We start from the raw sequence: 24,157 nt of genomic DNA on the forward strand, positions 1-24,157 counted from the left end.
TTGATTAACAGGCCAAAAAAACGAGAAACTTCTAGCAACATGCTACGGCTGTCTAAGCAGTAGCATGGCATAAACGTCCCTTTTAACCTTATAAATCTTTACAAAGACGCAGTGCATCATAAATAGCCGCATGCGTGTTACGTTGAGAAACACAATCCCCCAAACGCCATAAAATCATGCCTTCTTGTTTGCCTGCTGCGGCCAAAGACAACACAGGTTGTGCTTGAGAGTTAAATAAGGTTTCATTATCCATTTGGCCTTTATTACAAGATTCCTGTTTCAACTCATAATAAAGCGCTTCGTTTGGTCGAATACCATTTTCAATGACGACTTGGTCAACCACACGCTCTTCTTTTTGGCCTGTGTATTCGTTTTCCAAGACAGCGACCAAGTTATCGCCTTCTCTGTAGACTTTCATCAAAATCATATCCGATGTCATGATGACTTCTTTTTCGTACAGGTTACGGTAGTAGGTTGGGAAGGTCGTACCACCAATGCCCACACCCGGTTTAATATCGTCGGTCACCAACTCCACTAAAGAACCTTTAGAGGCGAGATAATCCGCAGCCGACATGCCTGAAAACTCACAAATGGTATCGTAAATCAGTACATTTTTACCCGGTTCAACCGTCCCATTTAAAATGTCCCAAGAAGAAACACTCAAACCTTCTTTGGCTCCCCAGCTTTCTTCTTGATCAACAAAGGGGCGTCCACCTGTCGCCAAAATACACACATCCGGTTTAAGTTCTCGAATCATGTCGGCACTCGCGGCTGTGCCTAAGCGTAAATCCACCCCTAAACGTTCTAATTCCATCGATAACCAGCGGGTAATGCCAGCCATCTGATCCCGTTGCGGCGCTTTTGCAGCAATACTAATTTGCCCACCTAACGCATCGTCTTTTTCCAATAAGATGACATCGTGTCCACGCTCTGCCGCAACACGAGCCGCTTCCATACCACCAGGACCACCACCGACAACAACAACTCTGCGCTTTACTCCGTCTGTTTTCTCAATAATATGCGGTATGCCTTTGTGTTCACGAGACGTGGCCGCATTTTGAATACATAGCACGTCTAACCCCATGTATTGACGATCAATACAATAGTTCGCGCCGACGCATTGGCGAATTTGATCAACCTGATCCATTTTAATTTTGGCAATAAAGTGTGGATCGGCGATATGCGCTCGGGTCATGCCAACAAAGTCAACATAACCCGCTTCAATAATACGTTTGGCTTGATTTGGATCTTTAATGTTTTGTGCATGAATGACAGGCACATCCACCACTTCTTTAATACCCGCCGCTAAATGTAAAAATGGCTCCGGTGGGTAGCTCATGTTTGGAATCACATTAGCCAGTGTATTGTGAGTGTCGCAACCAGACCCAACAACACCAAAAAAATCCAATAATCCCGTGTCGTTATGAGCCTTAGCAATGTGTTTTAAATCCTCATGACTGAGTCCATCTGGGTGAAACTCATCACCACACATACGTAAACCGACCACAAAATCTCGTCCTACTTCGGCCCTTACGGCTTTTAACACTTCCATTCCAAAACGCATGCGATTTTCTAAACTGCCTCCCCATTGATCTGTTCGCTTGTTTACCCTTGGAGACCAAAACTGATCAATCATATGCTGGTGTACCGCCGACAACTCAACTCCGTCTAAGCCGCCTTCTTTTGCTCGACGTGCCGCTTGAGCAAAATCGCCGATAATTCGCCAAATATCTTCTTCTTCAATGGTTTTACAAGTGGCTCTATGAACAGGTTCTCGAATACCGGATGGCGACATCAAGTTTGGCCATTCACCACCGTCCCAACGAGACCGACGGCCCATATGGGTAATTTGAATCATGATTTTGCCACCGTGCTTGTGTACGGCATCGGCTAAATTTTGAAAGTGAGGAATGATGCGATCTGTCGATAAATTGACTGAGCTCCACCAACTTTGAGGGCTGTCTATAGAAACCACACTTGAGCCACCACAAATAGACAAACCACAGCCACCTTTGGCTTTTTCTTCGTAATATTTCACATAGCGTTCGGTCGTCATGCCACCGTCTGTTGCATATACTTCAGCATGAGCTGTACTGACAATACGATTACGAATTGTCAAATTATTAATTTTTAGAGGTTCGAATAAAACATCAAACTGAGACATAGAAAGACTCCACGCACATTAGGCTAAATCGACCTGAAAAATGGTAAAGACCGATTTAGCACACAAACTTATTTAAAATAAAACGTATATTAATCAGAGCATTAGCAAATAATAAGTATCCACTCTGTCGATTAATTCGATGCAAAAACTAAATCGGTTTCACAACAAAATAACCCACTTCACATCCCTCTTCCGCCGCACACTGTGTTTGTTCAGCGACCGTTTTTACCTCGTGGCCAAGATTTTTTGCCACCATATCCAACGCACCAGCAAACCAACCGGTAAACATATAATCCACTTTTCGATTGACCTTGCCGTATTGATAAACAAACGCTGAGTGCTCTAAACGCACTTTTGCCGTACCGGCCACCGCATCAAGTTCTTCTGTGATAAAAAATCCCCAACCACGTTGAGATAAACGTTTCATATAGTGATGCCAAATTTCTTCGCCTTGCAACCCATGCTCTTCAGCTTCTTTTTCACACCAATAGTAAGCTGACTTATAACCGGCTTTATACAAAATAGCGGCATACCGTTCGGCCCCAATTTCTTCTTCAATCCCCATGTGATTGTTTACAAAAAAGTGTCGTGGTACATACAACATAGGTAAGGCATCGGTTGTCCAAACACCGGTTTCATCGTTTACTTCAATGGGCATTTCTGGCGTATGTGTTGTCATTTATTTCTACCTTTTAACATCAAGTAAATAGTGTAATAAGCCTTATGAGCCCCAAACGTCTTTCAACAGATCAACCCAGTTTTCGCCCATAATTTTGCGAACCTGTCTTTCTGTAAAACCTTTGCGTAATAATGCTTCCGTGATATTTGGAAATTCACCAACAGTGCGAATACCTAAAGGGTTAACAATTTCGCCAAAACGAGTTAAGCGTCTGGCATAGCCTTTATCATGTGTAAGGTATTCAAAAAACTCATGAGAATGGCCTTGAGTAAAGTCAGTGCCAATGCCAATCGCATCTTCACCCACAATGTTGTAGATGTAATACAGGGCATCAACGTAGTCATCAATCGTGGCGTTGACCCCAGCCGCTAAGAATGGTGTAAACATAGTTACCCCAACAAAACCGCCTTTGTCTGCTATGTATTTCAATTCTTCATCCGTGCGATTACGAGGATGCTCTTTTAAGCCCGTCGGCAGGCAATGGGAATAAGCGACCCGTTGCTTAGACGCATCGATGACTTCTTTAGAGGTATTTGAACCAACATGAGAGAGATCACATAGCATGCCTACTCGGTTCATTTCAGCCACGATTTCATGGCCAAAGCCAGACAGGCCGCCATCACGCTCATAACACCCTGTACCGACTAAATTTTGCGTGTTGTAGCACATTTGAACGATGCCAACGCCAAGGTCTTTAAATATCTGTACATAACCAATTTGGTCTTCAAACGCATGGGCATTTTGAAACCCCATCATGATGCCTGTCTTGCCTTCACGCTTCGCTTTGTAGATGTCTTCAGTAGTACGAACTTTCAACAGCAAATCGCGGCTTTCTTCAATCAAACCGTTCATTTCAACAATGTTTCGTACTGTTTCTTCAAAGTTATCCCAGAATGATAAAGTGCAATTCGCGGCCGTTAACCCCCCCTTAGCCATGTCTTCAAATAAAGCACGTTCCCATTTGGAACAAATTAACCCATCAATCACGATGGCATCATTATGAAGTTCTGTCGCATTCATTGTTTTCATCCTTCTCAGCTTGCTTATGAAGTCATTAATGCTTCTAGAAAAATCGTATAATCTGCAAAGCATTTAAGAGTCAAATAAGTCTAGTTTTTCGCGCAAAAGGTCGAAGTCTGAAAGCGACTTCCCGAGTAACAAAAGCGACCAAGAAGAGGGCTTTCGTTTAAAAAAAACAAACAAATGAAATTCGTTATCATTTAAAAAGACAAAAAACTCATTTATATTTAAAACTCAACCCCCAGCAATAATGACGCGATAGATCTATTAAAAGTGGGTTCACATAAGTGGGGGGAATAATTTAATAGCAAACAAGGGGGGTAATGGATTAGGATAAATACCTTTTTCAATCGTAATCAAAACACGACAACTACTCTAATAATAACAATACAAGGGTTGTAGAATGCCTCTACGAACAGTTTTTAGCCTGCAACATTTAGGTATTGGTGGACGGCTTTTTTTAGCCTTTTTCTTCATTTCATCCATTACCATTATTGCCAGTGCTCTCGCCACTAACACCTACTTACAACTCAGCGACAGACTGCAATTATTAAAACAACAAGATATTCCAGGCCTCGATGCGGCCGCGCGCTTGAATGACAGAAGTCGCTTAATTGTCGCAACCGCCCCACTTTTAGTCACCAATGATGCGAATATTGTTCGCTTAAAAGCGATGAAAACCCTAAACGATGCCATTAAAGACATGGATTCTTTGATGAAAAGCTTGCCTGAATACAACCATTATTTCTTAGAACTCATTAGGCAAATACAAAACAACCTTATTTTGTTAAATCAGAATGTTGAACGTCATGAAACGGCTCAATACAAAATTTCACAATTATCAAAACAAATTTTTCCAGCCTTTCAAGCGTTAATAAACCGTTTGAATACACTAGAAAGAACACAACCATTGGAAAAGGTAACCAACAGATTATATTACTTTGCAGGAATGCTCGAAAAAGTCGCTAATGACGCCACATTTAATGAGTTGGATTACACGTTTCTTCGTCTTGAATCTCTGGCTGAAGAAATACAAGATCAGCTGCCACTCTTAACACAGGTTCCTAAGTCACAAATTCGGTCTATTCAACTTTTATTAGCCGCCAGTTCTCGTGAAGGCGACTTATATAAACTCAAAAATGAAGAACTAGACCTTGTTTATCAGCAGGATTTTTTTCTAGAAAACAGCCAGCGTCATATTCAACAGTTAGCCGCTCAAATCATTCAATACACCAACACAACCAACACCAGCATTAGCGATTCCTTAGAAAGAGCCATCCAATCCATTAATCAAAGCACCCAAAGCATCTTACTTCTTTCACTGATTAGCCTTACGGTTGCTTGCGCTATTTCTTGGTTTTATGTACGCCGGAATATCTTGCATCGTATTCGTGAATTGCAGCAAAACATGCGCGCTATTGCCAGCTCCCATTTAGACACTGAAATCCGCATCGTAGGGAACGATGAAGTGTCGTCCATGGCAAGAGACCTGCAGTACTTCCAACAAACCGCCATAGAAGTAGAGCGCACCAATCAAAAGCTGGCAACGGAGATAGAAGAAAGAGTGATGGCCGAAATGCAACTTAAAAATACGCAAACAGAGTTAATTCAAGCGGGCAAACTGGCGGCATTAGGACAACTGAGTGTTGGCATCACTCATGAAATAAATCAACCTCTAACGGCCATTGCCAGCCACTTGCATACAGTTGGGCGCTATTTAGACAGAGATGAGCCTGAGAATGCAAAAGTAAATATTATTAAAATTACGTCTTTACTTGATAAAATAGCCAGGATTACCCGCCATTTAAAAGCCTTCGCTCGTGAAGCCGGGACCGAGTTATCTCCTGTTACTCTCGACCGTGTTATTCAAGATTCTATTGAACTTATGTCGAGCCAAATCAATGACCAAAATTGTCACTTACATTACGACCGCCACAGTGTTCCTCATCTGTCCGAACTCAAAGTGTTGGCCGAACCGATTCGGTTGGAGCAAGTGTTGGTGAATCTCATTAGTAACGCAATTGACGCCATGTCCAGTACACTTTATAAACAAATCACAATTCGTGTTAGAGAAGAAGAAAAACATGTTTTCATTGACGTATCCGATACTGGAATAGGAATAGAAGCCGATAAAATTCGTCAAATTTTTGATCCCTTCTTCACTCAAAAAGAAGTGGGACAAGGCTTAGGTCTGGGCCTCTCTATTAGCTACAACATCATTCAAGACTTTCATGGTCACATCCAGACACGCTCAACCTTAGGGCAAGGCAGCTGTTTTCAACTTGTGTTACAAAAGGCAAACGATCTATGAACAATGGTATTAGCGTAATGATCATTGATGATGATGAGTCTATTTTAGACGCATTAACCGAAATGTTGGAATTAGAAGGCTTTCAGGTAAACACCTTCCAACAAGCAGACAAAGCATTATCGTCATTAAGTAAAAAGAGCCCCGTCATTATTCTAAGCGACGTTAAAATGCCGAAAATGGATGGCTTAAGTTTCTTATCACGAGTGCAATTTCTGGATAAAAGCTTACCGGTTCTTTTAATGAGTGGTCATGGAGACATCCCCATGGCGCTCGAAGCCATAAAGTGTGGTGCCTACGATTTTATTGAAAAACCCTTACAACCCTCGCATCTGATCAGCCAGTTGCAACGAGCCATGGAAAAACGTGCATTGGTTTTAGAAAATCGAAGGCTCAAAGAAAACCTCGCGCAGCAAACGGATTTAGACAGCTTTATTATTGGAGAATCGGCGGCGATTAAAAGCATCCGTCAACATGTTTTAACCTTAGCTAAGGCCAATATTGACACCATCATCTATGGAGAAACAGGGTGTGGTAAAGACGTTGTCGCGAGAGCATTGCATCTATACAGTGACCGTAAAAAAGGCCGATTCATCGCTATTAACTGTGGTGGCATCAGTGAAAGCTTAATTGAGAGTGAACTGTTTGGTCATGAAGCCGGCTCCTTTACTGGCGCCAGTAAACGTCATATAGGTAAGATCGAAGCGGCCAACGGAGGAACCTTGTTTCTAGACGAAATAGAAACCATGCCAATGCACGTTCAGATAAAATTATTACGCGTACTGCAAGATAGGACCATTGAGCGTGTCGGCAGTACAACGCCCATACAAGTTGAGCTTACCGTTATTGCTGCGAGCAAAGAGGATCTGGAGCAGCTGGGTGAAGAAGGTAAGTTTCGTAAAGATCTTTTCTATCGACTCAATGTGGCGAGCCTCATTATTCCACCGCTCAAAGACAGGCCCGAAGACATCTTACCATTGTTCCATCATTATTCTCGAAAAGCGTCTGAGCACTATGATAGGCCGCTACCCACTTTGAGCCAAGATTACGTAAACCACCTATTACAACATCCATGGCCTGGTAATGTTCGAGAGCTAAAAAATGCGGTAGATCGATTCGTACTTGGCATTACCGAATCCTCTTTAAGCTTACTAAAGCAAGACACTGACTCAAATGGCAGTTACGAAGAGCGGATGGAGCAATTTGAACGCAAAATCATTGAAGAAGGCTTGAGACATTCTGACGGACAACTCAATCAAGCCGCAGAATTGCTCGATTTATCTCGTAAAACCCTATACAGAAAAATGAAAAAGTACCACTTAGATAAGCAACAGTTTAAAAGCAATTGACTATATGGACAAAAGTGACCCTTTTCTTATTTTAGACGGGACCAATAAGTCCAACATAGCGTTTATTTTTCCAAGAAAAAATACTAACCATATGTTTTATATTGTTTTTTTAGAGTTGGTATCTGTTTTGCTTTATTAAGAGTAGACCTACAAAAATGTAAGGCGAGCTCATCTCCAACTGGAAATACCCAGTAGGTGATAATAATAAAAATAGATATTGAGGAAAAATAGATGCCTAATAAATTGCTAAATAAGCTACTTTTCACCAGCTCCGTTCTAATGAGTGCCACTGTGATCCAAGCGGCCGATTGTGAAAATCGCGGAGTGCTAGATGAAAAATTTTGCGATGAAAACTACGATCTAGTCGCCGACACACCAAAAGACCAAAGCAAATGGCGTGACCCCAGCACCCTAGTCTTTACTTACACACCAGTAGAAGATCCAGCGGTTTACAAGGACGCCTTCAGTGATTTCCAAAAATACTTAAGCGAAGCCACCGGTAAAAAAGTCGTTTACTACACGGTACATTCCAATGCCGCTGAGGTTGAAGCTTTACGTTCTGGCCGTTTGCATATTGCGGGCTTTTCAACAGGGCCTACAGGATACGCTGTAAACTTAGGCGGTTTGGTACCGATTGCCGTCAAAGGGACGGCCGACTCTTTCCAAGGCTACAATCTTATCACTATTGCACGTGCTGACAGCTCTATTTATAAAATGGACGACTTGAAAGGCAAAGTCATTGCTCACACTTCGGCCTCATCAAACTCAGGTAACTTAGCACCGCGTGCACTTTTCCCAGCATTGGGTATCACCCCTGATGAAGACTATAAAGTAAAATATTCCGGCAAACACGACCAGTCTATTATGGGGGTATTATCGGGTGACTATGATGCCGCGCCAGTTGCATCAGATGTGTATAAACGTATGGTTTCAGCGGGGCGTATAAATGAAGCTGACTTCCGCACTATTTACACCAGTCCTCGTTTCCCAACATCCTCATTTGGTTATGCTCACGATTTACACCCTGACCTAGTGGCTAAAATCAAACAGGCATTTACTGATTTTCGCTTCCCAGAAGAAATGCAAAAAACCTTTGGTGGCGCAGATCGCTTCTATCCAGTGACTTACAAAGAAGATTGGAAAGTGATTCGTGATATCGCCCATGCATCTGGCACCGCCTACACAAAAACGGGTCTGAAACGCTTAGCTGAAGCCGATGCCGCTAAGGCCGCTAAAAAGCGCGCCAAAGCGGAAGCTGAGAATAAAGGCTAGCACCTCAAAAACCATTCATTACTTTGTTTGAAATAACAGCGTTGCGATCTACAGACCATAGATCGCAGGGCTACCCTTTGCTTGTAGGAAACAGATTATGCCCTCACAAAATGCCGCACGAACACGCCAAAGCCTCCTAGAAATAAAAGGATTAAAAAAAGAATACACGGCTGGCAACCCTATTCTCAAGGGAATCGATATCACCATCAATGAACCCGGTATTATCGCCATTATCGGTCCTTCTGGAACAGGGAAAAGTACATTGTTACGCTGTATCAATCGCTTAATTGACCCAACCGCTGGGCAGATTCTCTTTAATGAGTCAGACCTGTGCCAAGTGAAAGGCAACCAACTCAGAAAGCTTCGCCGACAAGTGGGCATGGTCTTTCAAGAATACAATTTAGTCGAACGCTTGAGTGTGATTGAGAATGTGCTCACGGGGCGTTTAGGTTACCTGTCTGCATGGCAAGCTTGGCGTCGTAACTTTAGCCAAGACAACATCAATACGGCATTCTCCTTACTCGATGCGGTAGGCCTCAGTGAACACGCGACAAAACGAGCCGACAGTTTATCTGGTGGCCAACGTCAACGTGTTGGTATTGCTCGAGCCGTTATGCAAGACCCGAAAATCTTGCTCGCCGATGAACCCACCTCTTCTCTCGATCCAAAAACGGCGGTTGAGATAATGGAGCTGCTAGAACGATTTTCTGCAGAAAAAAACATTCCTGCCTTGGTCAATATTCATGATGTAAAACTGGCAAGTCGTTTTGCAAAACGTATGATTGGTATGAGTAATGGCGTCGTTGTGTATGACGGTCCTCCTGAAGGCATAACGGATGATCACCTGAAAACCATTTATGGAGGTGAGTCATGGCTGGTATAGAATCCACAAAAAACCATGAGAACCCGTTTAAGTTTAATTGGATCTCCGCTGGCATCTGGGTATTAATCCTTGGCTATATCCTCTACTCGTTTCATGCGATGGGCTTAACATGGGGCCGCTTTTACGAAGGTCTAGGCCATGCGGAAAAACTCATGGGGCGTATGTTCCCACCCAATTTTGAGCGTTGGGAATTGCTCTTAAGTGGGCTTGCCGAGAGTTTAGAGATTGCGGTGATCGCCAGTTTTGTCGGTATCGTTTTATCTTTATTTTTAGGTTTGTTTGCCGCCAGGAACCTCATGCCAAATTGGATCAGTATTCCGATCAGAGGTTTGATTGCCCTATGCCGTACTTTCCACCCGGTTATTATTGCCATTTTATTTGTTAAGAGTGTTGGCTTTGGCGCTTTAGCGGGCATTTTAACCCTAATCGTTGCTTCTATAGGATTCATCGCCAAACTCTTTGCGGAAGCCATTGAGGAAATCTCTCTGAAGCAAATTGAAGCCATTCGGGCCACTGGTGCTGGGTTTGTCAGTGTGATTGTTTTTTCGGTAATGCCCCAAGTGTTTTCCCGCTTCATTGGCTTCTCTGTCTATCAATTAGACTCTAATCTTAGGAACTCTACTATGGTCGGTATCGTTGGCGCTGGCGGTCTTGGCGGTACGTTATTTTCGGCGTTCCAACGCTTTGATTATGACTTTGTCGCCGCCATTCTAATCACCATCATTTCGATCATTATGATAGGTGAATACCTTTCTAATATCGTCCGACGTATTTTTAAATAACCAGGTCTAGGAGCATTTGTAATGACTACAATAGATCACCATTGGCAACGTTTTACTTTGAAGCAAAAACTGGCTCGCTATGCCGTTTACCTTGTACTGATTATGGCCATGTTGCAATCCATTCAGTCCGTTGAGGTCATCCCAGAGTTTTTCTATGATGCACCAGAGCAAATGGCCGATATGTTTAATCGCATGTGGCCCATCGATTTTGCGTATTACCCTGTAAGCGTTCACGATGCCATGATAGAAACGCTGAATATTGCTACCTTAGGCACATTATTTACCTTAATTTTTGCTGTACCATTGGCTCTATTAAGCTCGAATAATATTTGCTCATCTCGCTGGGGCCATTGGATTGCACGCTTTTTCTTAGTGTCGTCTCGTTCGGTAAACTCTCTTGTATGGGCTTTGCTCTTTGTGTCTATATTTGGCCCCGGTGTCATTGCTGGTGTATTAGCCATTGCACTGCGCTCCGTTGGTTTTGTGGGTAAGCTGTTGGGGGAAGCCATCGATGAAGTTCACATGGGATCAATCGAAGCGTTAAAAGCAACAGGCGCCTCTTGGATGTCCATTTTATTAAAAGGTTATTGGCCACAAGTGTTACCGGCCTTTTTTAGTATTATCTTGTTTCGTTGGGACATTAATGTACGCGAGTCAGCGGTGCTAGGATTGGTTGGTGCCGGTGGCATTGGCGTGGTACTGAGCGATTCCATGAATCTATTTGAGTGGCAGCGTGTTTCTATTGCCTTACTGTCTATCTTTGTCGTTGTCATCATCGCCGAAATCGTTGTTGTGCAAATCCGAAAACGATTAATTTAATTTTTATGGCGACAAAGCCACCCAACAGAAAGGCTATTTATCGACCCTAATAGCCTTTTCTATTTCATTTCCTTTCCTATCCATTTAATGTGCGTTATCAATCCGGGATTGAGAGATCATACGCTCCCATGGTAACCAGGGTAAACCGGACTGCAACCCTGCAATCATCTGACTTTTTGTGGTTTGATGATAGCCATAGACTCGTATTCCAAAAATATGCATCATCAAACTGGTCGCTTTAATTTTAGCGTCTTCCATAGAATATTTTTTCCCAAGAAAGTGCGCATATACTGACTCAATGTCTCTTAAATGAGCGATAGCGTACGCTTGAAGATCTGGCGCACCGCTGAGCTCTAACTGGCTTTTAACAAGAAAACAGCTGCAATAATTTTGTTCAAAAGCATCATCAACAAACCCTAATAGAATAAGGCAGATGCTTTCTTCAAGAACATTGGCCTCCTCTAAACTGGACGTCACCCTCGCAATAGACTGCTGAGCGTAGTAATTCAGAGCTTCTTTAAATAAACCCTCTTTATTACCAAAAGCCAAATAAACGCTCCCAGGTTTCAAGCCTGTTTTTTCAAAAATGACTTGCATCGATGTGGCGTTATACCCCAACCGCCAAAAGGCGTCTGAACTATTTTTTAACACTTGGTGCTTTTCAAATTGAGCTCTAGCCATGCGCCTTCTTTTGCCTCATAAAAAATCATATTGTTTTAATGATGTAGGTAACTATAACGAGAATAGCAAAAAACTACAATTTGATTGAATGAACGTTCAATACGTGATTGAATGAACGTTCAAATTGATTATTAATAAGGGTTAAATGATGTCATTACAGGAAAGCATTGCCGATTATAAAGAAGCTTTTAAACAAAAAGCGCCCGCAAATGTCCAAGAGCTAATGAAATTAGCCACTCAAACACTTGCCGATTCAGGTATAGAAAATAACGCCCCAAAAGTCTCTGAGCCATTACCAGCTTTCTCTCTTCCTAATCAGAATGGAGATGACGTCAGCCTTAATAAGTTGCTCGAAACAGGCCCAGTCATTATTACTTTCTATCGTGGCGGCTGGTGCCCCTACTGCAACCTTGAACTGCAGGCTTACCAAAAGGAACTCGCTAATATCAAAGCTCAAGGCGCCACCCTTGTGGCCATTACTCCTGAGCGGCCTGACTCATCGCTATCAACATCAGAGAAAAACAAACTTGAATTTGAAGTCTTATCTGATGTGAATTCAGAGTATGCTAAACGCCTTGGGCTTGTGTTCTCATTACCGGAAGAATTGCGCTCTATTTACTTATCTTTTGGCATAAATGTAGAGCAGCATAATGGCGAAGGCCAGTTTGATTTACCTTTAGCGGCTACCTTTGTTGTGGCGAAAGACGGTACGGTTGCCAGTGCCTTTGTGGATGCTGATTACACAGCGCGCCAAGAGCCAAGTGAACTGATTAATATACTTAAAGCGCTTAACTAGAAGGCGCTTTTGTCTCGACGATATTATCAGTAATAGGCAAACAGCCACTCTCTCTTCACCAGAGAGTGGCTGTCATGCTCTATAAAGCCTTTCAGTAACTTACTTTCCACCTGAAGCACTCATAGTTGACAGGGTTCCATTGCAAATAGGGGTTAATAAATGTGCTCTAAATACCATTAAAACTGCACATTCCATCCTTTTATTGAGTAAAGCATAATAAATGGCTTGGGAAGATGTAATAACAGCGGAAGTATCAATAGAAGGCTATTTTTTGTACATCCCATCCCAGATAATCACCCCATAGAAACGCAATAGCGATTCACTATTATTCATTTAATCTGTTTTGGAGTGTCATTATGAACACATTAACAAAAGCCACTATGGCTATATTAGCATCGTCCATTATTGCTACATCCGCTTTTTCGGCAAGCCATTCTGAGAATGATTCGACTCATGAAGTTTATCGAAACTACCTTTCAAGCGTAGAGGCCCTATCTAAAACACTTGATGAAAAAGGTATTCAGCATGATACGGATGTCGACCTAGAAGGCGCTGACACCTTCAGTAAAAAAGCCGACATTTACAATAAAAAGTACGAGGAATTGCAAAACACCTTTAATGAAGCACACTTTGCCAACTGAACTCGCCTTTAACACGTCTTGATGCGAATGCCGGTATTACTGGTGCGCGTCACTAACGGCGCTATGACAAACATAACAATCGATTTTCATAAAGTGTTCGCACAGCCAGGTTATTTTGCTAACAAATAATCCGCCAACTCGGCAAAGCCATAACCACCTGAAAGAGAGGTTATCATAGCGGGACGATGATCCATTTTGTCGAGGTGTTGTGAGATATTCGCGACACCAATGCTTAATGGAAACTTGGCAAACATGCTTTCATCGTTTGGTGCATCACCAACATACATAACATGCGTTTTAAGTTCGTCTTCCGTTAAACCAAAGACGTCAGTTAACACTCGGTGCGCCATAGCGTATTTATCATACTCTCCTTGCCAGATATTAATGTGAATGGAACTGGCTTTCGCCTGCACACCTAACGCTTTTAAACGTGCTAGCATTTGGTCTCGAGCCATCTCTTCTTTTGGAATGACATCTTGAGCATAATCCACAGCCACATCAGTGAGTCTATACGCTTGGTCTTGTGCTAGCTTTAATTTGGGAAAGTCGGGCAGAATATTATCCACTGTTTGCAGTAGCCGCTCTTTATTGGCCTGCATTTTCTCAGGATCATCCCAATATTTGTACACTAACCGGCCATGAGTATCCTTACTTAAGAAACAGGCGCCGCCTTCTGTAATAACACCGGCCACTGGCCATAAACGCGCAATTAAATCAGACCAGCCAGCACAGCCACCAGTAACTGGAATGATTTTATAACCCGCTTGATGTAATCGGCCTAATGCTTGGAACGTTTCCGTTGGCAAACTTGATTCCCACGTTAATGTGTCATCAATGTCAGTTAAAATAAATTTCACTTTCGAAAATAGCAAAGGCGTTGTTTCACTTAACTTTGGCAGTGCGGCTTTATTCATAGGAACTAACAAGGGAGACCTCACTTACGTTCAGCTGTACTTTATGTTCTGCCATGAGCTCAGACTGCTTAGACGAAACAGAATCTGTATAAACTTTATGGATATTCGCAAAGGGTTTTACTCTCGCCATCGCTTTGCGCCCCCATTTTGACTGGTCGGCCACCAGCACGGTACAACGACTGGATTCTAAAATAACTCGGCTAATGATGGCTTCATCTGGATCAAAATCTAACAACCCTAACGACATATCCAACCCGCCACAACCGATGATGCCGTAATCAAAATAAAACTGACGTATCGACTCTAATGCATCGGCTCCAACAAGGTCTCTATGCAGATGGCGTAAACGACCTCCCGTAACTTTGACAGAAATATGTGGGGAACCACTGAGAATGGCGGCCACCATTAGGTTATTGGTAAAGACCTGTAAGTCTTTACGATGAGCCAACTCTTTTGCAACATACTCAACCGTTGTACCAATACCTAAAAATACCGAGGCGCCATCGGGTATGTCTCTCGCCAACATCTGCGCTATTTTCTGTTTCGCAACACCATTAAGGTATTGACGATTATCAAACGGCAAATTCTCTGCCGTCGACATTTGTGTGATGCCACCATGCTGACGACGTACAAGATGTAAATCAGCCAGCTGATTTACATCTTTACGGATGGTTTGAGCCGAAACATCAAACTTATCGACAAGCACCTCAATCGACAGATTATCAACCTGCTGCACCCAGTTTAATATTTGATTCTGACGTTCTGAAAGGCTCATTTCATTTCCTAATTTAATCGTTGTGTAAGGGTTAGGCTAAAAACACCTTAGGATCATCCGTAATAACCGCGTCCATCCCCCAATGCCAATGATCAGACACTTGTTCTACTGTATTAGCGGTATAACAAAGCAACTTATAGCCAGCGGCTTTGATTGCTTTCGCTTGTGGTTCGGTTAATTGAGAATAATCACAGTGCACGCTGTACGCTTTGATGTATTCTAAATCTTCTTGCCAAGAAGCTGGAATAGCATCATACAGCTGCGCTAAATGCCTTATTGGCGCTAACTGAGAACACATTTCTAACGCGAATTTATTAAAGCTCGAAATAATCAGTTTGTCGTTGTCTTTCCAATGCGCATCGAGTTCTGCAAGTACTCCAGGCACAATAGCATCGACATTATCTTGTTCAAATTTAATTTCTAAATTCAAACCTAGGTCCAATGATTGAATATAAGTTAAGGCCTCGACCAAAGTCGGCACCGTTTCTCCTTTAAATTCATCACTAAACCAAGCGCCGGCATCCAAGCCTTTGATATAAGGTACCGTGGATTGAGCCGTTGCGCCTGCACCATTAGTACAGCGTTCCAGTGTGTCATCATGAAAAATAACCAAGCCCCCATCTGCAACTAAGTACACATCAATTTCGACCCACTGTGCCCCAGCATCAGCCGCCGCTTTAATGGCGGCGAGCGTATTTTCTGGAGCCAATAATGCCGCACCTCTATGACCAACGACTTTTACATCTAACATAATATACTCACAAACGTTGTTGAGTTGAGGCATCAAATATATGCCATTTTTCGGACGGTGCTTTTAACTGCATTTGGCTTCCTAATTCAGGGTTGTGGGGCCCAGAAAGTCGTACTACCAAAATGGTTTCAACGCCATCCAATGATCCATAAATCAGCGTCTCTGCACCCAATGATTCCACCGCTTGCACCGTCAATACAAAGTCGGCATTCTCATTGGGTTCAGATTCTGACAGGCATTCTAAATGCTCAGGACGAATTCCCCAAACAACATTTTGATTGAATGGCAAGTCAGTTGATAACCGAATATTGGGACCTACCGACAACACACCGTCGGTAATATTGCCCTCTAACAAATTCATTGATGGTGAACCAATAAAAGCCGCAACAAACGGTGTCGCAGGTCGTTCATACAGTTCTAAAGGGGTGCCAATTTGTTCAGCATTACCTTTATTAAGGACCACCAAACGGTCTGCTAACGTCATGGCTTCCACTTGATCATGAGTAACATACAAGGTAGTTGTCCCCAACTTACGTTGAAGTTGACGTATTTCAACTCGCATTTGCACCCGTAGCTTAGCGTCTAAGTTTGAAAGGGGTTCATCAAATAAGAATACTTGAGGATCACGAACCATCGCTCTCCCCATTGCGACACGTTGACGTTGACCACCAGACAATTGTTTCGGTTTGCGGTCTAGCAACTCATCTAAACCCAACATATTCCCCACTGCATTTACTTTTTCTAAAATCGTTGCTTTATCTACTCCACGATTCTTTAAACCATAGGCCATATTATTAAAAACGGTCATATGTGGGTACAAAGCATAGTTTTGAAAAACCATGGCAATATCCCGATCAGCGGGTTCTTTATGGTTCATTAATGTGCCGTTAATTTTCAGCTCACCAGAAGTAATGCTTTCTAGACCCGCTACCATTCTCAATAAGGTTGATTTACCACAACCAGATGGACCAACTAAAACAATAAACTCACCGTCTGCTATCTGCAGATCGACAGCAGGAATGGCATTAAAACCATTTGGATAGGTCTTGCCGACCTCTTTAAGAATTACTTCAGCCATGTTATTTCTCCGAATCCACTAAGCCTTTAACAAACAGTTTTTGCATACCGACCACAACGATCACAGGTGGCAACATCGCTAACATAGTGGTAGCCATGACACTGTTCCATTCAATCGCCCCATCGGCGACGGACACCATTCGTTTAATACTCATCACCAAGGTAAAATAAGCGTCATCCGTTGTAATAAGCAAAGGCCATAGGTACTGGTTCCAACCGTAAATAAATAAAATCACAAAAAGTGCCGCGATATTGGTGCGTGACATAGGCAACAATATATCGAAGAAGAATCGCCAAGGCCCCGCACCATCAATGCGTGCCGCCTCAACTAATTCCCCAGGAATCGTAAGGAAACTTTGTCTAAACAGAAAGGTGGCCGTCGCACTGGCAATTAATGGCAAGGCCAAACCAGTATAGCTATTCAATAAGCTTAGATCTGAGATCACTTGATAGGTCGGCATAATACGCACTTCAACCGGCAACATTAATGTCATGAAGATGATCCAAAAGCACAGGGAGCGCATTGGAAAGCGAAAGAAAACAATCGCATAAGCCGACAGAATAGAAATAGCGATTTTACCAAACGCGATGGCAAGCGCCATAATAAGGGAATTCATCATCATGAACCAAACAGGGACATCGACGCCATTTCCCGCCGCACTAAACAACACTTTCCCCCATGTTTCTGAACCATGGTCACCGAACCACAAAGGAATAACACCCTGTACAAACGCTTCCGGAGTATGAGTAGATGCAACCAAAGCAATCCAAATAGGCAAGGCGACTGAACACACCCCTAACAATAATATAAAGTGGCTGAGTACCGTCAGCCACGGACGATTTTCAATCATTAGTATTGCACCTTACGTTCAATGAATCGGAATTGAATCACAGTCATGATGCCAACGACCCCCATTAAAATCACTGACTGAGCCGCTGAGCTGCCTAAGTCCAAACCAATAAAACCATCATCAAATACTTTATATACCATGATCTTAGTGCTTTGACCGGGTCCACCACCTGTGGTGGCGTCGATAATGCCGAACGTATCAAAGAAGGCATATACAAGGTTAACGACTAACAAAAAGAACGTGGTAGGAGACAGCAGAGGAAAGACAATGGTCCAAAAACGCTTAATCGGGCTGGCACCGTCAATGGCGGCCGCTTCAATTAGGGAACGAGGGACCGCTTGCAAGCCGGCTAAAAAGAAAAGGAAGTTATAACTGATCTGTTTCCATGTAGCCGCAATCACCACGAGAATCATGGCATCGGTCGAATTTAAATAATGGTTCCACTGAATTCCCCAGAATTTTAACCATTGCGCCACAGGGCCAATACTTGGGTCAAACATAATCCACCAAATAACACCGGCTAAAGCGGGCGCTACGGCATAAGGCCAAATTAGTAATGTTTGATAAAAAAGCTGCGAGTGAATCACTCGGTTTGCCATGGTTGCTAACAATAAAGCCACAGCAATCCCTAAAAATGCCACCGAGAAACTGAAAATAAGGGTGACAACAATCGACTCGTAATAATAGGGATCCGTCAGTAAATCGACAAAGTTTTCTAAACCGACGAACTCACGACTTAAACCAAAGGCGTCTTCTTGATAAAACGCTTGTTCAACCGCTTTTTCGGCAGGCCAAAGAAAGAAAATGGCCGTGACGGCTAATTGAGGGAGCAACAATAGCCAAGGCAGTACTTTGTGGGGAAAAGTAACGTTCATGCGTGTTACCTAGTATAAAACAGACCAAACGCATATTCTGATCTATTAAAAAATTGATATAAACACAAAGGCTTAAGCTTCTAAATTAGAAGGCTTAAGCCTTTTTACGACACGGTATGAAAAAGTAACCTTAGTTGGCTTTCTCAAACTTACGCAATAACACATTACCGCGTTTTACCGCATTATCCAGTGCCGCTTGAGCATCCGCATCGCCATTCCATACAGATTCCAACGCTTCATCAATCACACCACGGATTTGCACGAAGTTACCAAGACGTAAACCTTTGGTATTTTCAGTAGGTGTACCCGTAAGCATTTGATTAACAGAGACGTCAGTGCCTACGTTTTTCTCGTAGAAACCTTGGCCTTTGGTTAGATCAAAAGCCGCTTTCGTGATGGGTAGGTAACCACTAAATTGATGCCAATCGGCTTGCACATCGGCTCTTGATAAATAACTTAAGAAAGACGCAACGCCTTTATAGTCATCCGCGGCCTTGCCTTGAAGTGCCCACAAAGACGCTCCACCAATGATAGTATTGGATGGCTCAGTTACTTGATCTTTCCAGTAAGGTAATTCCACTACACCGAATTCAAAGGGTGCATTACGTTTAATACCAGCATAGCCTGCAGATGACTCGGTATACATGGCGCATTCACCACTGTAAAACTTTGCCGCGCCATCATTGGTACGGCCAGAATAGCTGAAAATACCATTTTTCTGCCATTCACCCATTTTATTAATATGGGCTACTTGAAGTGGGCCATTGAAGGCCAATTCAGTATCAAAGCCACCAAAACCATTGGCTTTCGTTGCAAACGGTACGTTGTGACGAGCACTCAAGTTTTCTAGGTGAACCCAAGATTGCCAAGCGGTAGTAAAGCCGCAACTAATGCCGGCGTCTTGCAGTTTTTTGCCTACAGAGTCCATTTCGTTCCACGTTGCTGGCGCCTGAACACCGGCTTTCGCCATCAATTCTTTATTAAAATAAAGCACGGGGGTGGAGCTATTGAACGGCATAGATAACATGTTGCCATCGCTATCTGTGTAGTAGCCTGTAACCGCACTTAAAAACGCATCGCCATTAAACGCTTGTCCAGATTCTTTCATTAATTGATGAACTGGATAAATAGCGCCTTTTGCAGACATCATACTTGCTGTACCTACTTCGAATACTTGAACTAGGTGTGGTTGTTGCTTTGCACGAAACGCGGCGATCGCAGCCGTCATTGTTTCCGTATAATTACCTTTATAAGAGGCTTTCACTTCATACAAATCTTGTGACGCATTGTAGTCAGCCACTATTGAATTCAGTTTTTCACCTAAGGCTCCCCCCATTGCATGCCACCACTGAATTTCAGTCGCCGCATAACCGGAGCTAGCAAGAGTTGCACCTAGTACTAAAGCAGAAAGATTACGTTTACGCATGTTCAGGCTCCTCGTTTGAGCTTTATTATTAGTTTGATCGAGGCAAAGAATAACAATGAAATATTTCAATTCGATGAATCTATATTTTCATTCGCACCCAAAATACATTAAAAAAGATTCAAATGAAATAAATTTGCAATAAAAACGCTCAATAATTAACCGTTAATAGTTAATTTTTTGATGGCTTATTTCATTTGAACAATTTTTTATTTGATTGTTACACAATGAGAAGAGGTAGAACGCCTCAATTTTATTAAAAATATGAAGCGCCTGAATTGGGTGTGAAACGTAGAGGGGCGTTAGATGCTTATGCGTTTTGTTCGATCTCTTTTTTTAACTCTAAAAACGCCTGCTCTAATAAAACCACTTTTTCTATTAACGTATCTTGAGAAACTTCCGATTCGGGCCTTTTTGCAGACTGTTCCAAACTAAACGCGACGTTCTGCATTCTATTGCCAGCCACTTCAGCCGACGAACCTTTCAATTTATGCGCTTGTCTTGATATATCTAACCTATTGCCTGTCTCCGAAATTGCCTTTAACTCTTCTAGTTGAACAGAGGCTTCCTTAACAAACTCTTTGGAGACAATAGAAATGAGCTGAACATTATGCCCCATTCGGCTATGAAAGCTTGCTTTATCAAAGATGAGGTTTTCTTGTTCTTCCATTATACTATCCCGATTAATATTATAGATCGATTAGCCTTTATTATTTAGCCATTGAGATAACTTTTCAACCAAAACCAACTGATCGATTGGCTTCGGCATAAAATCATCCATTCCCGCCTCCAAACAGAGTGTGTCATCGCCTTTCATCGCATTGGCACTTAATGCAACGATGGGAACCTGAGGGGAAGTTTCTGAAAAAGACGCATCCAATAATCGTATCCGTTTTGTGGCTTCATAACCATCCATCACAGGCATCTGACAATCCATAAAAATAATATCGAAATGCTGATCCTTTACAGCTTGTAACGCCTCTTCGCCATTATTCGCAATCGTGACCGTTAGCCCTTTCATTTCAAGTAAGCCACGACCAACAATCTGATTCGTTATATTATCCTCTACTAATAATGCAGGGTAATGAAACTGTCTATCTTCTAAGGCATCTCTGTTGTTATCAACCAATTCATTATCCTTATTTTCTGAACCTTCCATTAAGACATCAAACAAATCCGATTTACGTACTGGCTTCATTAATTGGGCCGAATAAGCGTCACGAGTACGGATTAAACTGGTATTCACCGTGAGTATCGCATTCGCTAGTAAAACACGCCTCACATCTTGACGTTCACAAAGAAAAAGCCACATATCAACTATCTTAGTACTGGTTTGTGTTATTAAATTCTGATCTTCAAAAACCATTTGAAACGACCAGTTTTGATTTTGATAACGTTCGATCGCCGTTGCAAATTTATCGACTATGACACATTCAATATTCCATATCGATAACAACTCAGATAAATACTGACCGTTTTCCGCATTGTCTGTAATGAACAATACGTGCGAAACAGACATAAGATCATTAGAAGGCAGGTCGCTTAGACTAGCAGGACTTTCCTTTAGGGATAGCTTAAACCAAAATCGAGAGCCCTGACCTATTTCACTGGTCACCCCCATGCTGCCACCCATCATCTCAACGAGTTGCTTACTGATAGCGAGTCCTAAACCTGTTCCACCGTATTTTCGAGTCGTTGAATTGTCCGCTTGCTTAAAACGAGTAAACAGCTTTTGTTGGTCCGCATACGATATACCAACACCTGTATCTTCAATGGCGATCTCAGCCTGAAGCCGCCCTTCCTTTTTTCTTTTAATCATCACGGTAACACTGATACGGCCTTGGGAGGTGAATTTAATCGCATTACCCACTAAATTCATTACTATTTGTCGAATACGAACGCTGTCACCAATCACACGAGACGTTATTGGTGCCGTCATAGGACAAAGTAACTCTATTTTCTTTTCATGGGCGTTGACAGCCAGTACTTGGCCAACATCTTCAACGAGCTCAACCAAGTCAAATTCATCTTCCTCAAAATCAATATCATTCATTTCTATCTTAGATAAATCTAAAATATCATTAATAATATTCAATAAAGACTCAGCACTTTTATAGGAGATTTGAACCATTTTTCTTTGATTACTTTCTAGTTTATCGTGGCTCAACAAGGATAGTGACCCCATAATCCCATTCAATGGCGTTCTGATCTCATGACTCATATTCGCTAGGAATTCACTTTTTGTCTTATTCGCCAATTCCGCATCCAGCTTCGCTTGAGTATTTTCTTCTTCGGCTTCAATCAAAGATTGATTCATTAAAGACAATGCTTCAGTCCTTTTAAGCACTTCTTTTTCCATGTGGGACGTTTTACTGGCAATTAAAATTAAGAACCAACCAAACAATCCGGTAAGTAGAAATCCCCCAGCTAATACAAAATGGGTACTCCAAGGATGATAAATCGTGTATTCATAGCTCACCTGAACCAATTCCCAAGACGATTGGCCTATAGGGATTGTATGACGAGCAATCAAGGGAAAATCGTTTGCAGCAAGTCGAGCCAGCGCATTCGGTAAAGGCGTATTCTTAGTATCCCATCGAGCCAATACATGAGGCTCAGCTTGATTACTGTCATGATGCAATAAATACAATGCGGTATGAGGCAATGAGATACTTTCATTTTGCAACACCCTCGACAATTCCGTTACTGACAAAACGGCGGTGACGTAGCCATCTAAAACTTTTTCATTGGTATTTTCATTCGTTTCTTTAAAAACAGGCAGAAAAATTAATTCTCCAACATTTTGCTCCTGTCCTTGTTTTTGAATCAATCGAATAGGCAACGTTGGCGTTTCTTTACCTGTCTTTAAGGCGGTATCCAGTGCTAACTTTCGAGTCTCCTGAGAATAGACATCAAACCCAAGAACACTTCGGCTCTGCTCCAGAGGCGCGATAAAGCTAACAACAATATGTTTCTCTCTCGGTTTAACTGGTACGGGGTTGGATAAGGCGTTTCTTTCTGAGATAAAAAGAGTCGAATCAGAGTATGCCTCCTGCAAAAATGCGTTCCATTTAGGCAGCTCCTCACCTGTGATCTTTTTATTCCAAGACAACCCAGATATGGACGAGTTCTGCCGCATAACACTCTTCGTATAGGTGCGGAAACTTTCCGTTGTAATACGATCGGAGCTTTGAATAAAGCCAGCCAAACCGTAAAGAGAATTTACTGAAATTTGCAATCGTGATTGCAAATAAAATGCAATTAACTCCGCATTCGTTTCAAACTCTTTTTTCTGCTTTAAGTGATCAAACTGAAAAGCCGCTAAAGACAACCCAGCCGTAACGGTGGTAATAGACAGCAGAATCAGGAAAAATGGCTTAGTCTTTGGGAGTTTGCTTTTCGCTAAATGAGGAAATGCAATCAGAAGCCAAGGCGTAGTGGCAATCACACCAATAGAATCACCAACCCACCAATTAAACCAATTAGCCGAAAAGGCATCGACACCAATCACCCCAAAGTACAATAAACCAACGCAGCCTACCGTTGGAGCAACAACCGTACTGATCACACCACCAAGTAAAATAAACAAACAAATATTTTGAGGTTTATAAAAATCAAAGGGCGCATTCAGAAAAAGGGTAATTAATAGGTACCCAAAAAGCGCTTGCAGTGTCGCTCCGATCGCAATTAACGACACCAAGGAATAAACCAGTTCGCCTGTTGTTGAGTAAGTAATGTATAAATTTACCAGTACGCTGCCAATAAAGACCCCTGGTAACGCTCTCCATGACCATCCTAAAACAGCGCCTAACGCAACCCCTGCTGCGGGCCATAGTACGGTTGAGAAACCGGGAGGTATCGCTATTTTTTGACTAATATAACCTGAGAAAAAATACAACAGCGCAGTGCACACTGTCGGGAAGAAAAATCGGTACATACTATAAATCCAGCCTTAGACAAAAAGCAGCAAATCATTTTTTATGCTCGTAATAAGAATAGCATAAGATTTTTTTTCCGAAGCGTTTGTTATTTTATATTAAAGGCGCCGTGGTCGACCCTTTCTCTTTATTAGACTCTTACCTCTTGGGCTTACACGT

General features: G+C 42.3%; 21 protein-coding genes. 8 read left to right on the plus strand and 13 right to left on the minus strand.

Going from position 1 to position 24,157, the window contains the following annotated elements:
• Positions 1-88: 88 nt before the first annotated feature.
• The 3 genes from dgcA to IEZ33_RS18940 all read right to left on the minus strand — a co-directional run bounded on the left by dgcA (position 89) and on the right by IEZ33_RS18940 (position 3,863).
• A complete protein-coding gene (dgcA, locus tag IEZ33_RS18930; RefSeq protein WP_191601538.1) occupies positions 89-2,164 on the minus strand; it encodes a dimethylglycine demethylation protein DgcA in 2,076 nt (691 codons plus the stop codon).
• A 148-nt stretch (positions 2,165-2,312) separates the two neighbouring features.
• A complete protein-coding gene (locus IEZ33_RS18935; RefSeq protein ID WP_191601539.1) occupies positions 2,313-2,843 on the minus strand; it encodes a 4-vinyl reductase in 531 nt (176 codons plus the stop codon).
• A gap of 42 nt (positions 2,844-2,885) precedes the next feature.
• Complete coding sequence (locus IEZ33_RS18940) at positions 2,886-3,863, minus strand: dipeptidase (protein ID WP_191601540.1); 978 nt, start codon at positions 3,861-3,863, stop codon at positions 2,886-2,888.
• Positions 3,864-4,266: 403 nt separating this feature from the next.
• On the opposite strand from IEZ33_RS18940, the gene IEZ33_RS18945 reads away from it, so the two are divergent.
• The 6 genes from IEZ33_RS18945 (at position 4,267) to phnE (IEZ33_RS18970) (ending at position 11,276) form a co-directional block, all read left to right on the plus strand.
• Complete coding sequence (locus IEZ33_RS18945) at positions 4,267-6,174, plus strand: ATP-binding protein (protein ID WP_191601541.1); 1,908 nt, start codon at positions 4,267-4,269, stop codon at positions 6,172-6,174.
• Positions 6,171-7,520, plus strand: coding sequence for a sigma-54-dependent transcriptional regulator (locus tag IEZ33_RS18950; RefSeq protein ID WP_191601542.1), 1,350 nt, complete (start codon positions 6,171-6,173; stop codon positions 7,518-7,520). Before IEZ33_RS18945 ends, IEZ33_RS18950 begins: the two co-directional genes overlap by 4 nt.
• Positions 7,521-7,751: 231 nt before the next feature.
• On the plus strand, positions 7,752-8,792 hold the full coding sequence (gene phnD, locus IEZ33_RS18955) for a phosphate/phosphite/phosphonate ABC transporter substrate-binding protein (protein WP_191601543.1): 1,041 nt from the start codon (positions 7,752-7,754) through the stop codon (positions 8,790-8,792).
• Positions 8,793-8,889: 97 nt separating this feature from the next.
• Positions 8,890-9,675 carry a phosphonate ABC transporter ATP-binding protein gene (gene phnC / locus IEZ33_RS18960; RefSeq protein ID WP_191601544.1) on the plus strand — a complete coding sequence of 262 codons (786 nt, stop codon included), beginning with the start codon at positions 8,890-8,892 and terminating at the stop codon, positions 9,673-9,675.
• Positions 9,663-10,457, plus strand: a complete 795-nt coding sequence (gene phnE / locus IEZ33_RS18965) for a phosphonate ABC transporter, permease protein PhnE (protein ID WP_191601545.1) — start codon at positions 9,663-9,665, stop codon at positions 10,455-10,457. The genes phnC and phnE (IEZ33_RS18965) overlap by 13 nt, the downstream gene beginning before the upstream one ends.
• A gap of 21 nt (positions 10,458-10,478) precedes the next feature.
• On the plus strand, positions 10,479-11,276 hold the full coding sequence (gene phnE, locus IEZ33_RS18970; protein ID WP_191601546.1) for a phosphonate ABC transporter, permease protein PhnE: 798 nt from the start codon (positions 10,479-10,481) through the stop codon (positions 11,274-11,276).
• Positions 11,277-11,360: 84 nt separating this feature from the next.
• Here the strand turns inward: phnE (IEZ33_RS18970) and IEZ33_RS18975 are convergent, their stop codons facing one another.
• A complete protein-coding gene (locus IEZ33_RS18975) occupies positions 11,361-11,957 on the minus strand; it encodes a TetR/AcrR family transcriptional regulator (RefSeq protein ID WP_191601547.1) in 597 nt (198 codons plus the stop codon).
• 145 nt (positions 11,958-12,102) lie between these two features.
• On the opposite strand from IEZ33_RS18975, the gene IEZ33_RS18980 reads away from it, so the two are divergent.
• Positions 12,103-12,753, plus strand: a complete 651-nt coding sequence (locus tag IEZ33_RS18980; protein WP_206696877.1) for a peroxiredoxin-like family protein — start codon at positions 12,103-12,105, stop codon at positions 12,751-12,753.
• Between the two features lie 356 nt (positions 12,754-13,109).
• Positions 13,110-13,394 carry a hypothetical protein gene (locus IEZ33_RS18985; RefSeq protein WP_191601548.1) on the plus strand — a complete coding sequence of 95 codons (285 nt, stop codon included), beginning with the start codon at positions 13,110-13,112 and terminating at the stop codon, positions 13,392-13,394.
• Between the two features lie 110 nt (positions 13,395-13,504).
• Here IEZ33_RS18985 and IEZ33_RS18990 read toward each other — a convergent pair whose 3' ends face one another.
• The 9 genes from IEZ33_RS18990 to IEZ33_RS19030 all read right to left on the minus strand — a co-directional run bounded on the left by IEZ33_RS18990 (position 13,505) and on the right by IEZ33_RS19030 (position 23,997).
• On the minus strand, positions 13,505-14,308 hold the full coding sequence (locus IEZ33_RS18990; protein ID WP_191601549.1) for an HAD-IIB family hydrolase: 804 nt from the start codon (positions 14,306-14,308) through the stop codon (positions 13,505-13,507).
• On the minus strand, positions 14,301-15,083 hold the full coding sequence (locus tag IEZ33_RS18995) for a DeoR/GlpR family DNA-binding transcription regulator (RefSeq protein WP_191601550.1): 783 nt from the start codon (positions 15,081-15,083) through the stop codon (positions 14,301-14,303). Before IEZ33_RS18995 ends, IEZ33_RS18990 begins: the two co-directional genes overlap by 8 nt.
• A 31-nt stretch (positions 15,084-15,114) precedes the next feature.
• On the minus strand, positions 15,115-15,834 hold the full coding sequence (locus IEZ33_RS19000; RefSeq protein WP_191601551.1) for a glycerophosphoryl diester phosphodiesterase: 720 nt from the start codon (positions 15,832-15,834) through the stop codon (positions 15,115-15,117).
• 7 nt (positions 15,835-15,841) lie between these two features.
• Positions 15,842-16,912 carry a sn-glycerol-3-phosphate import ATP-binding protein UgpC gene (locus IEZ33_RS19005; RefSeq protein WP_191601552.1) on the minus strand — a complete coding sequence of 357 codons (1,071 nt, stop codon included), beginning with the start codon at positions 16,910-16,912 and terminating at the stop codon, positions 15,842-15,844.
• Position 16,913: 1 nt separating this feature from the next.
• Positions 16,914-17,762: a sn-glycerol-3-phosphate ABC transporter permease UgpE gene (gene ugpE / locus IEZ33_RS19010; protein WP_191601553.1), complete on the minus strand. Its 849-nt coding sequence runs from the start codon at positions 17,760-17,762 to the stop codon at positions 16,914-16,916.
• Entirely contained in the window at positions 17,762-18,637 is an 876-nt protein-coding gene (gene ugpA, locus IEZ33_RS19015; RefSeq protein WP_191601554.1) for a sn-glycerol-3-phosphate ABC transporter permease UgpA, read from the minus strand. Before ugpA ends, ugpE begins: the two co-directional genes overlap by 1 nt.
• 130 nt (positions 18,638-18,767) lie before the next feature.
• A complete protein-coding gene (gene ugpB / locus IEZ33_RS19020) occupies positions 18,768-20,063 on the minus strand; it encodes a sn-glycerol-3-phosphate ABC transporter substrate-binding protein UgpB (RefSeq protein WP_191601555.1) in 1,296 nt (431 codons plus the stop codon).
• Positions 20,064-20,370: 307 nt separating this feature from the next.
• Positions 20,371-20,730 (minus strand): Hpt domain-containing protein, encoded by a 360-nt coding sequence (locus IEZ33_RS19025; RefSeq protein WP_191601556.1) that lies wholly within the window; start codon positions 20,728-20,730, stop codon positions 20,371-20,373.
• A 30-nt stretch (positions 20,731-20,760) separates the two neighbouring features.
• Positions 20,761-23,997: an ATP-binding protein gene (locus tag IEZ33_RS19030; RefSeq protein WP_191601557.1), complete on the minus strand. Its 3,237-nt coding sequence runs from the start codon at positions 23,995-23,997 to the stop codon at positions 20,761-20,763.
• Positions 23,998-24,157: the final 160 nt, after the last annotated feature.

The sequence above is a fragment of the Marinomonas algicola genome, from assembly GCF_014805825.1.
Classification (GTDB): domain Bacteria; phylum Pseudomonadota; class Gammaproteobacteria; order Pseudomonadales; family Marinomonadaceae; genus Marinomonas; species Marinomonas algicola.